Annotated in this window: 11 protein-coding genes and 1 riboswitch; of the genes, 6 read left to right on the top strand and 5 right to left on the bottom strand. The window is 72.1% G+C overall.

What is annotated here, in order from left to right:
- The first annotated feature begins 19 nt into the window (after positions 1–19).
- Positions 20–1,216, top strand: a complete 1,197-nt coding sequence (gene lhgO, locus ACFYPS_RS24710; RefSeq protein WP_354965951.1) for an L-2-hydroxyglutarate oxidase — start codon at positions 20–22, stop codon at positions 1,214–1,216.
- Positions 1,217–1,244: 28 nt separating this feature from the next.
- Here the strand turns inward: lhgO and ACFYPS_RS24705 are convergent, their stop codons facing one another.
- Positions 1,245–1,853: a TetR/AcrR family transcriptional regulator gene (locus ACFYPS_RS24705; protein ID WP_354966126.1), complete on the bottom strand. Its 609-nt coding sequence runs from the start codon at positions 1,851–1,853 to the stop codon at positions 1,245–1,247.
- 218 nt (positions 1,854–2,071) lie between these two features.
- On the opposite strand from ACFYPS_RS24705, the gene ACFYPS_RS24700 reads away from it, so the two are divergent.
- The 4 genes from ACFYPS_RS24700 to ACFYPS_RS24685 all read left to right on the top strand — a co-directional run bounded on the left by ACFYPS_RS24700 (position 2,072) and on the right by ACFYPS_RS24685 (position 7,155).
- Positions 2,072–2,965 carry an ABC transporter permease gene (locus ACFYPS_RS24700; protein ID WP_354965952.1) on the top strand — a complete coding sequence of 298 codons (894 nt, stop codon included), beginning with the start codon at positions 2,072–2,074 and terminating at the stop codon, positions 2,963–2,965.
- A 4-nt stretch (positions 2,966–2,969) separates the two neighbouring features.
- Entirely contained in the window at positions 2,970–3,779 is an 810-nt protein-coding gene (locus ACFYPS_RS24695) for an ABC transporter ATP-binding protein (RefSeq protein WP_354966127.1), read from the top strand.
- Between the two features lie 147 nt (positions 3,780–3,926).
- Positions 3,927–5,444: a bifunctional cytidylyltransferase/SDR family oxidoreductase gene (locus ACFYPS_RS24690; protein WP_354965953.1), complete on the top strand. Its 1,518-nt coding sequence runs from the start codon at positions 3,927–3,929 to the stop codon at positions 5,442–5,444.
- A 40-nt stretch (positions 5,445–5,484) separates the two neighbouring features.
- Complete coding sequence (locus tag ACFYPS_RS24685) at positions 5,485–7,155, top strand: CDP-glycerol glycerophosphotransferase family protein (protein WP_354965954.1); 1,671 nt, start codon at positions 5,485–5,487, stop codon at positions 7,153–7,155.
- A gap of 17 nt (positions 7,156–7,172) precedes the next feature.
- On the opposite strand, the gene ACFYPS_RS24680 is transcribed toward ACFYPS_RS24685, so the two are convergent.
- From ACFYPS_RS24680 to ACFYPS_RS24665, 4 genes are all read right to left on the bottom strand, one after another.
- Complete coding sequence (locus tag ACFYPS_RS24680; protein WP_354965955.1) at positions 7,173–7,919, bottom strand: alpha/beta hydrolase; 747 nt, start codon at positions 7,917–7,919, stop codon at positions 7,173–7,175.
- 165 nt (positions 7,920–8,084) lie between these two features.
- On the bottom strand, positions 8,085–8,930 hold the full coding sequence (locus ACFYPS_RS24675) for a C39 family peptidase (RefSeq protein ID WP_354965956.1): 846 nt from the start codon (positions 8,928–8,930) through the stop codon (positions 8,085–8,087).
- 226 nt (positions 8,931–9,156) lie between these two features.
- Positions 9,157–9,298, bottom strand: a riboswitch (cyclic di-AMP (ydaO/yuaA leader).
- 293 nt (positions 9,299–9,591) lie between these two features.
- Positions 9,592–10,356: a hypothetical protein gene (locus tag ACFYPS_RS24670; protein WP_354965957.1), complete on the bottom strand. Its 765-nt coding sequence runs from the start codon at positions 10,354–10,356 to the stop codon at positions 9,592–9,594.
- A gap of 150 nt (positions 10,357–10,506) precedes the next feature.
- Entirely contained in the window at positions 10,507–10,911 is a 405-nt protein-coding gene (locus ACFYPS_RS24665; protein ID WP_354965958.1) for a hypothetical protein, read from the bottom strand.
- Positions 10,912–11,307: 396 nt separating this feature from the next.
- Here ACFYPS_RS24665 and ACFYPS_RS24660 point away from each other — a divergent pair, with 396 nt between their 5' ends.
- Positions 11,308–12,633: a polysaccharide pyruvyl transferase family protein gene (locus ACFYPS_RS24660; RefSeq protein ID WP_354965959.1), complete on the top strand. Its 1,326-nt coding sequence runs from the start codon at positions 11,308–11,310 to the stop codon at positions 12,631–12,633.
- Positions 12,634–12,669 lie beyond the last annotated feature (36 nt).

Raw genomic sequence — 12,669 nt, 5'->3', positions numbered from 1 at the left:
GTCGGGCGGGAGAGATGACATGACCAGGTTCGTGGTGGTGGGTGGCGGCATCGTCGGGCTGGCGGTGGCACACCGGCTGATGATCGACCGGCCCGGCGACTCGGTCACCGTGCTGGAGAAGGAGGCCGGCTGGGCGGCTCACCAGACCGGTCACAACTCGGGCGTCATCCATGCCGGCGTCTACTACAAGCCCGGCAGCCTGAAGGCGACCCTCTGCAAGGCCGGCAGCGCCTCGATGGTCGAGTTCTGCCGCGAGCACGGGCTGGCGCACGACATCTGCGGCAAGCTGATCGTCGCCACCGACGCCGCGGAGCTGCCCCGGTTGCACGACCTGCACCAGCGCGCCCTGGCCAACGGCCTGCCGGCGCGGGTGATCGATGGTGCGGAGGCGGCCGAGTACGAGCCGCACGTGGCGGCCGTCGGTGCCCTGCACGTCGCCTCGACCGGCATCGTCGACTTCGGCGCGGTCTGCCGCAAGCTGGCCGAGCTGCTCGCCGCGGGCGGGGCGGACCTGCGCACCGGCACCGAGGTCACCGGGGCGGCCACCCGTCCGGAGGGCGTGGTCGTCACCACCAGCCGCGGTGAGGTGACCGCGGACGTCCTGATCAACTGCGCCGGCTTGCACGCCGACCGGATCTCCCGGCTGGCGGGCGTGCCGACGCCGGTGCGGATCGTGCCGTTCCGCGGCGAGTACTACGAGCTGGTCCCGCAGCGGCAGGGGTTGGTGCGGGGATTGATCTACCCGGTGCCGGACCCGCAGTTCCCCTTCCTCGGGGTGCACCTGACCAAGATGATCGACGGCAGCGTGCACGCCGGCCCGAACGCGGTGCTGGCCACCGCCCGCGAGGGTTACTCCTGGGGCCGGATCAACCCTCGTGACATCTGGGACGAGCTCTCCTACCGCGGTCTCTGGGCGCTGGGTCGGCGGCACTACCGCTACGGCCTGACCGAGGTGACCCGGTCACTGTCGAAGAAGCGCTTTGCGGACAGCCTGGCCCGGCTGGTGCCGGAGCTGACCCCGGCTGACATCGTCCGGGCCGGCGCCGGCGTGCGGGCGCAGGCGATCCTCCCCGACGGCGGCCTGGTGGACGACTTCCTGATCGTCGAGGCCGACCGGCAGGTGCACGTGCTCAACGCACCCTCCCCGGCCGCGACCAGCTCGCTGGAGATCGCCCGGCACATCGTCTCCCGACTTCCGGTCGACGCGCCGCGCTGAGAGCGCCGGGTCGCGGACGGCAGAGCGGTCAGGCGCCCGTCGACGGAGCCACAATGCCCCGCTGCCGGGGTACGGCAGGTTCGGCGCCGAGCCCGGTGGCCACCGACTCGACCAGGGTGTCGAGGTAGGTGTCGGTGACCGGACCGCGGGCGATGGCGAGCCGCCAGTAGAGCGGGCCGATGATGAGGTCGACGGCGGCGTCCGGGTCGGTGTCGGCAGGCAGCTCGCCGCGCTGCACGGCGCGGGCGACCAGACGGCCGCCGATTTCCTGCTGGCGGGCGTGCAGCACCTGACGCAGGGTCTGGTCGATGGTCGGGTTGCGGGCGGCCTCAGCGAGCAGATCGGGAATGATCTGTGAGGCCAGCGGATGCCGCAGCGCGTGCGCCACCGCCTGGAAGAGCAACGCGAGGTCGCCGCGCAGGGTGCCGGTGTCCAACACAGGCAGCTTGCCGTGCGCGGCCGCGGCCACGATGTCCAGCACCAGGTCGAGCTTGGAGCTCCACCGCCGGTAGATCGCCGTCTTGCTGACGCCGGCCCGTCGGGCCACCGCCTCGATGGAGAGCCGGCCGTAGCCGACCGCGGCGAGCTCCTGCATCAGCGCGCGCCGGATGGCCGTGGTGATCTCACCACGAAGCACCGCCGCACCGGCCGGGGCCCGCCTCTTCTCGGTCGTCACCAGGGACTCTTCTCGCAGCTCACGACGACCAGAGTAGCGCAACGACGGTACGGTTGCGTCCCGACGTGTTTCGGACTACTGTCCACGCAGCGACGAGGCGGCGCTCCGCGCACCAGCTCCCACTAGGATTCCATCGTCGCGAGCAACCCGTCGGCACGAAAGATCGGAGTGCCCCTTTCATGGCCACCACCGCGCTGGTCGACCCTGACACGGGCCTGACCCAGGCGCAGCTGGCCGCTCGGCACGGGCTCCGGGTCGCTGGTGAGCGACCCACCCTCGTCGAGTACAGCCGCCGACTGTGGGCCTACCGGCACTTCATCGCCGCGTACGCCAACGCCAAGCTGGTCGCCTCGTACAGCAACGCCAGGCTGGGCCAGCTCTGGCAGGTGCTCACCCCGCTGACCAACGCCGCGGTCTACTACCTGATCTTCGGGGTGGTGCTGGAGCAGGACAAGATCCCGAACTTCATCGGCTACCTGACCACCGGCCTGTTCATCTTCAACTTCACCCAGAGCGCGGTGCTGGCCGGCACCCAGTCGATCAGCGGCAACCTGGGGCTGATCCGGGCCCTACACTTCCCCCGGGCCAGCCTGCCGCTGTCCACCACGGTGACCCAGTTCCAGCAACTGCTCGCCTCGATGCTGGTCCTGATCGGCATCGTGCTGGTCACCGGCGAGCCGCTCACCCTGAAGTGGCTGATGCTGGTGCCGGCCCTGCTGCTGCAGGCGGTGTTCAACGCCGGCGTGGTGCTGTTCGTGGCCCGGATGGGCGCCAAGGCGAGCGACCTGAAGCAGGTCATGCCGTTCATCATGCGCACCTGGATGTACGGCTCCGGCGTCCTCTACAGCGTCAGCCTCTTCGAGCGGCTGCCCGGCTGGGCGACCACGCTGGTCCAGTACAACCCGCTGCTGGTCTACATCGAGCTGGCCCGCTACGCGCTGCTCGATCAGCCGCCACTGCTCAACGAGTCGCTGACCCAGCTCTGGCTGGTCGCGGCGGGTTGGGCGCTGGTGGGCGGGATCGGCGGCTACATCTACTTCTGGCGCGGCGAACAGGAGTACGGCCGTGGTTGATCAAATGCACGCCACCGACGAGGCGACCGTCTCCCTGCCCGTTCTGGCGCAGGAACGGATCCCCACCGTGGTGGTCGACGACGCGCACATCATCTACCGGGTGCACAAGGGTGCCGCCGGCGGCACCACGCCGGTGGCCGCGCTGCGCCGGCTGGTCAAGCGCACGTCCGCGCCGAACGTGCGGGAGGTGCACGCGGTGAAAGGGGTCTCGTTCACCGCGTACCGGGGCGAGGCGATCGGGCTGATCGGCAGCAACGGCTCCGGCAAGTCCACCCTGCTGCGGGCCATCGCCGGCCTGCTGCCGGTCAACCGGGGCGCGATCCACACCCAGGGGCAGCCCTCGCTGCTGGGCGTGAACGCGGCCCTGCTCAACGACCTTTCGGGTGAGCGCAACGTCACCCTCGGTTGCCTGGCGATGGGGATGCACCCCGACGAGGTGGCCCAGCAGGCCGAAGGGATCATCGACTTCTCCGGGATCAACGAGCGGGGCGACTTCGCCAGCCTGCCGATGCGCACGTACTCGTCCGGCATGGCGGCCCGGCTGCGGTTCTCCATCGCCGCCGCCAAGAAGCACGACGTGCTGCTCATCGACGAGGCGCTCGCCACCGGCGACAAAGGCTTCCGCAAGCGCAGCGAGCAGCGGGTGCGGGAGCTGCGCGAGGGTGCCGGAACGGTGTTCCTGGTCAGCCACCAGCTCTCCTCGGTACGGGACACCTGCGAACGGACCATCTGGCTGGAATCCGGCGTCCTGCGGATGGACGGGCCCACCAACGAGGTGATCCGGGCATACGAGGCGTACGCCAACAGCAAGTAGAGTGCCGGCGAACCTCCGGCATCGACATGGCGCCATGTACCCGCGTCGCCCGCGTTGGGGCGACGCGGTTCGCGCGTTAAGGTTCATTCCGTCGCCGCCCGGGCGGAACCTTCCGTTAAACGCATCCCTGAAAGTGAGGATCCGGCAATGACGCAGGACCAGACCACTGGCCCGGACGCCACACCGGAGAGCCCGGCACCCTGGCGGCCCTCGCGGACGGTGGCCGTGGTGCTGGCCGGCGGCACCGGAACCCGACTGGGCCTCGGCATCCCGAAGCAGCTCCTGAAGATCGCCGGTAAGCCGATCATCGAGCACACCCTGGCGGTCTTCGAGGCCGCGCCGGAGATCGACGAGATCATCGTGCTGATGGCCACCGGGCACGTCGAGGACGCTCGGCAGATCGTCGAGAAGGCCGGCCTGCGCAAGGTCACCAAGGTGATCGAGGGCGGCGAGACCCGTAACGCGACCACCCGGATCGCGCTGGACGCGGTCGGCCCGGCGGACTGCAACATCCTCTTCCACGACGCGGTGCGCCCGCTGCTCAGCGGCCGGATCGTGCGCGAGTGCGTCAACGCGCTCTGGACCTACGACGCCGTGGACGTGGCCATCCCGTCCGCCGACACGATCATCCAGGTGGACGAGAACGACTGCATCACCGACATCCCGGTGCGCTCCCGGCTGCGCCGCGGGCAGACCCCGCAGGCGTTCCGCTCCCCCACCATCCGCGAGGCGTACCGGATCGCCGAGGATGATCCGGACTTCGCCGCCACCGACGACTGCGGCGTGGTGCTGCGTTACCTGCCGGGCACCCCGATCAAGGTGATCGACGGCTCGGACGAGAACATCAAGGTCACCCACCCGGTCGACGTGCACCTGGCGGACAAGCTCTTCCAGCTCGCCGCCGCGCAGGCGCCCCGGCTGACCGACCACCGCAGCTACACCGAGGAGCTGACCGGCCGCACCATCGTCGTGTTCGGCGGCAGCTACGGCATCGGCCACGAGCTGACCGAGCTGGCCCGGCGCCTCGGCGCCCAGGTCTTCCCGTTCAGCCGCTCCACCACCGGCACGCACGTAGAGCGGGCCGAGGACGTCGAGGCCGCGCTGAAGACCGCGTTCGAGGCCACCGGCCGGATCGACCACGTGGTGGTCACCGCCGGGATCCTGGAGAAGGGCGCCCTCGCCGAGATGGACGAGGAGACGATGGACCGGCTGCTCCAGGTCAACTTCGTCGGCCCGGTGACCATCGCCCGGCAGTCCCTGCCGTACCTCCAGCAGACCAAGGGCCAGCTGCTGCTCTACACCTCCAGCTCGTACACCCGGGGGCGGGCCCGCTACGCGCTCTACTCCGCCACCAAGGCCGCCCTGGTCAACCTCACCCAGGCACTGGCCGACGAGTGGGCCGACGTCGGCGTACGGGTCAACTGCATCAACCCCGAGCGGACCGCCACCCCGATGCGGACGCGGGCCTTCGGCGAGGAGCCGGAGCACACCCTGCTCGCCGCGGAGGCCGTCGCCCAGTCCTCGCTCGACGTGCTGATCTCCGACCTGACCGGCCAGGTGATCGACGTACGCCGGGCGCCCGGCGACGGTCCCTCCCCGACCGTGCCGGCCCAGTCCGGGTCGGGTCGGGTCGGTTCGCCGGCCGGTGCGGCCTCCGTGAGCTGACTGACGGCGACGGACCCGGGACGGCAGCGAACGGAGCGACATGCGTGGTGATCTGGTCCGAAAGCTGGCCGCCCGGTGCCTGAGCACCGGCCTGGCCGTGCTGGCCTTCGTCGCGGTGGCGCTGACCGGCGCCACCGGATGGGGGTTGGCGCTGGCCGTCGCCGCACTGGTCGCGGCGGCCGCCGAGCAGCGGATCCGACCCGGCGCTGACCTCGTCGCCGAGACGGCGCTGATCGGCGCCGCCGTCCTGGTCGGATACTCCCGGCGGCTGGACGACGGGCTCGACCCGGCGCTCGTCGCCACCGCGCTGGTCCTGCTGGGGCTGGTGCTGCTGGTGGGGCCGCTGCGGACCGCCGGCAACCTGGAGATCCGGGTGGCCAACCTGCCCGTGCGGGCCTGGACGCCGCTGATCGCCGACCAGCTCGGCACCGCCCTGCTCGGGCTGCTCGGCGCGGTGACTCTCGCCGCCGCGGTGGCACTGCCCGCCGCCGTGGCGCTGGTCGCCAGCCTGCTGGTGGGCGCCTGCGCCGGAGCGGTCGCACTGGACCTGGCCCGGCGTCGCTTCCGGCCAGCCGCCGGCGGTGGGGCGGTGGCCCGCGCGCTGCGCCGGCACCAGCCGGAGTTCCTGCTCTACTTCTCCGCACCGCCCGGCTCGGAGTACCAGGTCACCATGTGGCTGCCGTACCTGGAGCGGATCGGCCGGCCGTTCATGGTCGTGGTGCGCGAGCCCGATTTCCTGGGGCCGATCTCCGCCGCCACCAGCGCACCGGTGGTCTACTGCCCCACCCTCCGGGCGATGGACGAGGCGCTGGTTCCGAGCCTGCGAGCGGCGTTCTACGTCAACCACGGGGCGAAGAACAGCCACTGCATCCGGTTCACCCAACTCACCCACGTGCAGCTGCACCACGGCGACAGCGACAAGGCGCCGAGCGCCAACCCGGTGTCGGGGATCTTCGACCGGATCTTCGTGGCCGGCCCGGCGGCGATCGACCGGTACGCCCGCGCCGGGGTGCAGATCCCGGCGGAGAAGTTCGTGGTGGTGGGCCGCCCGCAGGTCGAGGCGATCGAGGTACGCCCGGAGCCGGTGCGCGGCCTGGCCCACCCGATCGTGCTCTACACCCCGACCTGGACGGGGCACCACGCCGACGCCGACTACTGTTCGCTGCCGGTCGCCGAGGAACTGCTGCGCCGGCTGCTCGAGCGCGGCGCGACGGTGATCCTGCGGGCTCACCCGTACACCGCGCAGAACCCGGCCTCGGCCCGGCAGCTCGGCCGGTTGACCGAGCTGCTGCTCGCCGACCGGGCCCGCACCGGGCGGCAGCACGTGGTCGGCGCGGCGGCCCGGGAGCTGAGCCTGACCGAATGCGTCAACCGGTCCGACGCGCTGGTCTCCGACGTGTCCGGGGTGATCTCGGACTACCTCTACTCCGGCAAGCCGTACGCCGTCACCGACATGGGCGACGAGCGCGAGCGGTTCGTGGAGAACTTCCCGCTGTCCGGGGCGGGCTACGTGCTGCGCCGGGACATGTCGAATGTGGACGAGGTGCTGACCGCTCTGCTGGACACCGATCCGGCGGCCGAGAAGCGCTGGGTCACCCGCCGTCGCTACCTGGGTGACTTCCCCGTCGAGTCGTACGCCGAGGCGTTCCTGACCGCCGCCCGCCGGGAGTTGGCGCCGGCGAAGACCCTCGCCGCCTCCGCACCGGTCTAGGGCCGCCGCCGGACGGCTCAGCGGTACGCGTCCAGCAGCGCCAGCACCGCCCCCGGGTTCTCCACGTGCGCGTTGTGCCCGAGCCCGGGCAGGGTGACGACCGGTACGCCGAACTCCTTGAGCTGCGCGTCGGTGACCATCGGGTCCTGCTCGCCGCGGGCCAGCACCACCGGCACGTCGGTCGCCGCCACCAGCGCGGCGAGGTCGGGATCGCCGACGTCGAACGCGGCCGGATCCATCGCGAGCCGCCACCGGCCGTCGACCTGGCGCAGCCCGGCGTCCACCACCGGGTGGTCCGGCGGGAGCAGACCGGCGAGCCCGGAGACGCGCAGGTAGCGACGGGCCGCCTCGCTGCGGCTGGCGAACCAGCTGATCGGGCGGGTCGCGAGTTCGGCGGCGCGGGTCAGCTCGTCGGGTGACCAGACGGCCTTGATGCCCAGCCCGACCACCGCGTCCACCGGCGATCCGGCGGCGCGGGCGGCCAGCGCCAGGCCGACCACCCCGCCCAGCGAGTGCCCGAGCACGACGATCCGGTCGTCGGGGGCGAGGCCGTGGGCGATCCGCTCGGCGAACCCGGCGAAGGAGTACGACGGCAGCGGCGCCGACCAGCCGTGACCGGCGAGGTCCGGTGCCAGCCACCGCCCCGGCCAGTGCTGCTCAAGCAGCGGCGCCCAGGGCAGCCAGACGTCGCCGGTCGCCCCCATCCCGTGCAGCAGCAGCAGGACCGGCCCGCGGCTGGTGTGACCACGCGATTCATCCACCACGGCCGCAGTCTCCCACGGTTCGCCGACGGGTACGAGAGTCCTCGTCGGCGGCACGACGGCGAACCACCTCGCGCGGTACGGCTTCACCGGCTGTCGACCACATGAAAAGACGCCGCGGGCGCCGGCCCCTTGTGGGGGACGGCGCCCGCGGCGGCTGCGCCCGGGTCAGGCGGAGTAACCCCGAGTGGCGATCCAGTTCGCCAGGTCGATCGTTGTGATCCAGTACGACGGATCGGCGGCGTTCGCCGAGTCGGCGATCCGCACGGTCCGGCCGTTGTCCTTGTAGCCCACCACGGCGATGTAGTGCCCGCCGCCGTAGGAGTGCCAGCCACCATCGGTGTCGGTGGCGTCGCCGGCGATGTTGGCCACCACGCCCCGGCCGGCGGTGATCGCCGCGACCACGTCGGCCTGGAGTCGGTCCATCTGGGCCGGGCTGGGCGCGCCGGCGAACATCCGGGTCCGGTACGGGGAGCCCTTCACCTCGGCGTTGAGCACCCGGGTGGTGTCCAGGGCCGAGTTGGTGCCCATCTCGGTGGTGCCCAGCTCGACGCCGAGCTTGTCCTGGGTGCGGTCGATCCCGGTGGCGCTGAGCGCGTTGCGGGTGGCCGCCGGGCCACAGTTGTAGTACGTGTTCTGCGCCTGGTAGTCGTAGTCGAGCACCTTGGTCGCGGGCGGCTTCGGCGCCGGCTTACGGGTCAGGTCCGGGTTGCCGGTGGCCTTGGCGGCGGGCGACGCGGCGCTGGCCGTCGGGGTGGCGGTGCTCGGCGAGGTGCTGGCCGAGGGGGCCGCTACGCGAGCCTCGCCGCGGGAGGCGACGGTGTCGCTGCGCATCTCGGCGACCGTGGTCGCGGTGTGCTGGCTGGCCGGGGCGTCGTCGGTGCCGGCGATCAGGGCGCCGGTGGTGGTCGCGAGCGCCAGGGCCGCGGCGGAGGCGGCGACGATCTGGTAGGGGCGCTCGGTGGCGAGACGACGGAGCTGACGCTTCAGGGTGTGCTTCACGGGGTCCTCCACGGATCGGGGGGAGAGCGGCACACCGGGCCGGACCGATATCCGGGCAGGCGCCAGCGCGCGGACCGTGGTCCGCGGGTGGTGAACCGCTCAGGGTTGTGCCCGGCGTGGCCGGGCGGGAGAGGCGGTGACCCGGAGGGTCAGCTCACCGGACGGATGAGCGGGGGCACCGCGGCGCCGTGGAGGCGGAGGAACAACCGAGGGGTGGAGAGGTGCTGCACGAGGATGGAACTCCTTCCGACACCGCCTACCGGGTTAGCTGACGGATTCGGGCGGGAAGATCGCCCTACCGCGGGCCGTGGCTCGCAGATTCACCCCGGACTAACTGATGGGTCCCCGGTTCGTTGATCACGATTGAGCGGGTCGGCGCGGCGTCGCCTCTTGCGATCGGTTACCGCACCGGACGGGACGACACTACTGGCCGGCTCAAGCCCTGCCAAGCCAGGTTCACCTGCGTAAACCTGAAATCGAGCGCCAATTTCTGCGCGTATTGCCACTGACGTGACTCGATGGGACAACCGGTTGCGGCGGCGCCTCCGGTCGACAACCGGACAGGCCGTCGACAATGCCGCCGCATTTGCGCGAACATTGCGCCCGACCGTTCCAGCTGCCCGATCCGGCGTCGGTGTGACCGGGCTCACGCTTCCGGTCGGGACATTTCCGGTCAGCCCACCCGCGCCGGGCGCCAGCGCGCCGCGGTCGCCGCACGGGCCGCCGCGGTCGGCGCCGGTCGGACCGGCATCCGGACCGGCCGCAACCGGGCCGCCGCTGCCCACGCCTCCTCGGCGAGCGTGCGGGCCGCCTCGGCGGCCAGTTCGGCATCGCGCCACGTGGATCGTTCGCGCTCGGCGGCGGCCCGGTGCTCGACCCACCTGCCGTCCCGGACAGCGCGGCTCAGCAGCACCTCCTGCTCGACCGGGTGTCGCCGGGGATCCCAGCCGTTGCGGTGTGCGAAAACGTCGGTGAGCTGACGCATCGACAGGTCGCCGCGCCAGTGCGCCGCCATCGCCGCGCGGTGCAGGTAGCGCTCCCGGGCGGCGTACTCCGTCGGGGAGCGCGGCGTGCGGGGGGTGGGCAGCGAACCGGCGCCGGCGAAGCGGCGCGCGGCGCGGTCCGCCTCCTCGTACCCGGCCCAGGCCCGCTCGGCCGCCTCCTGCGCGGCCAGCCAGTCGGCGCGACGTCGGCGGGCGGTCTGCGCCGCGCCGGCGGCGGCGACGGCCACCTCCTCGGCGTACCGGCGCAGGTCCGCCGCCTCGACGGCGGCCAGTTCCCGGGCCGTGGGCGCCGGGGACTCCTCGTCGGTCGGCCGGTCCCGCTCGGGGCGGGCGATCAGCACGGTGAGCACGGTCAGGGCCAACAGGAGCAGTGCCGACCAGATGGCGGCGGCCTGCGGAACCTCGGTCAGGAACCGGTAGAGGACGGTCTCCATGAACGGCACCTCGGGGGGAAGATCGCTGCGGTGGGGAGCCGCACGGCCGACCCGGGCCGGGATTCACCGTGGCGGGCCACGGGCCGACGGGCGGGGTGTGCGGAGGTACGTGATTCGACAGGCGCGGTGGCGGGACGTCGTCCCGGTGGCTCAGAGCCTCGGCGGGGCCCGGGACGCCCGGGTGGCCGGATCGGCGGTGCGCGGCGATCGCTGCGGACCGGTCCCGATCGCGGAGGCGCCGGCCTCCGCCGGCACGGCGGCCTCGACGGCGGGTGCCGCGGCGGGCGCGTCCGGCGAGATCGGCGGGGCGGTGTGGTCGACGGCGACCGGAGCCGCGAGGTCGGCGGCGCCCGTGGGGGCGACCCATCCGGACGACGGAGAGCCCGAGGACACCACCGAGGTGGGCAGCGGGACGGCCGAGGCGGGCGGGGCGGCCGACGCGGGTGACGCGCCCGAGCCGAGGGCCAGGGCGGCGACCACGGCGAGGCTGGTCAGCATCCGCGTCGCCCAGCGCGCCACCCACCACAGCGGACAGGTGAGCGCGACGGGAGGCACGCCCCCACGCTACCGCCGGTGCCGTCCGGGCGCATCGACGCCGGGCGTGTCGGATACCGCCGCGCCGCCGGATCTGACCAGCGCGGACGCTCGTCGTGGACGTCGAGCGGCGGGCCGCTCAGCGGTCGGCGCACGCCGATCGGCGCTCGGTGTCGGCTGTCCCGCTCCGCTGGCGCGGCAGGACGGGAGCCGACCCGGCGCCGGCGGTCCCGGTGCCGCCCGACCGGGCACCGTACCGGCGGCGGTCGGCACCCGTCACCTCGCCGATGGTGACGCCTGCGTATGTTCCGGCTGACGCGTGTCCTAATATTCCGGGACCGGAGGTGACGGCTCGCCCGCCTGTCCAGGCCTGGGCGGTGCTGTGCCCGGGCGCCAGCAGACGAGAGGTGGAGCCCCATGCACCAGCGGATTCTGATGCGGGCGAAGAAGGGCCCCTTCGACGTCTACTCCCCGGAGGAGACGTTTCAGGGCAACTGGATCGGCGAGAACAGCGGCAACCTGGTCTTCAGCCACGCCGCGCACAAGATCCTGCGTACCAGCACCGCCGAGATCACCTCGACCGGCTTCAAGGTCGACCTACGCGACGTCGACCGCATCAACGAGCAGTACGACGTCTACGTCATCCCGCTGGCCAACGCGTTCCGCCGCAGTTACGCGCACCGCATCGAGGCGATGACCAAGCTGGTCGAGCGGTTGAAGATCCCGGTGGTGGTGCTGGGGGTGGGCGTACAGACGAATGTCGCGGGCGACCGGGAGTACCTGCGCCCGATCGACGGTGTGGTCAGCCGGTTCGTCCGCGCGGTGCTCGACCGCTCGCACAGCATCGGCGTACGCGGCGAGATCACCGAGGGCTACCTGCGCACGTTGGGCTTCTCGGCGGTCGACGTGATCGGCTGCCCGTCGATGTTCCTGCACGGCGACACCCTCGGGGTGGAGAAGGGCAAGGCGGCGCTGGAGCCGCACGACAAGGTCGCCCTGACCGTCTCGCCGTACGTGAAGTCCATGGGGAAGATCATCGCTTCGCACCAGCAGCGCTACCCCAACCTGCGCTACCTCCCGCAGGACCTGAAGACCCTGGGCACCCTGCTCTACGGCGACGCCCCGGAGGACCGGGGGAAGACCAGCACCATCCCGATCCACAGCTCGCACCCGCTGTTCACCGAGGACAAGGTGCGGATGTTCCTCGACCCGTGGACCTGGATGGACTACCTCGCCGGCTTCGACTTCGCCTTCGGCACCCGCATCCACGGCACCATCACCGCGCTGGTCGCCGGCACGCCCGGGTACCTGTTCGCGCACGACTCGCGCACCCTGGAACTGGCCCGCTACTTCGACATCCCGCACCGGGTGATGAAGGACGTGCCCGCCGACGTCGACGCCGCCGACCTCTACGAGGAGGCCGACTACACGGCGTTGAACAACGGTCACAAGGCCCGGTACGCCACCATGCTCTCGTTCCTGGCGAAACACGATCTGGGCAACTCGTTCGCCGACGGCGACAGCGCCAGTCGCTTCGACGCGCAGGTCCGGGCCACCACCTTCCCGCCCGCCGTACGCCCGGCCGCCGCCACGGCGACGGAGGAGCTGCTGGCCCGGGTGCAGTGGCTGCACGACCAGAACGGTGAGCTGCGGCGCGAGATCGCGACGTTGGGGGAGAAGCGGCTGCGGGCCCGGGTCGGGCGGGCCCTGCCCGGGCCGGTGCGCCGGATCCTCAACCGTTAACCCCGTGCTGGACCGCTGTTCAGGCGGCCCACGCTC

It is taken from the genome of Micromonospora sp. NPDC005087 (assembly GCF_042872965.1).
In the GTDB taxonomy this organism is placed as follows: domain Bacteria; phylum Actinomycetota; class Actinomycetes; order Mycobacteriales; family Micromonosporaceae; genus Micromonospora.
The sequence above is the reverse complement of the archived record's forward strand: the minus strand, read 5'-3'. Positions and strand labels throughout refer to the sequence as shown.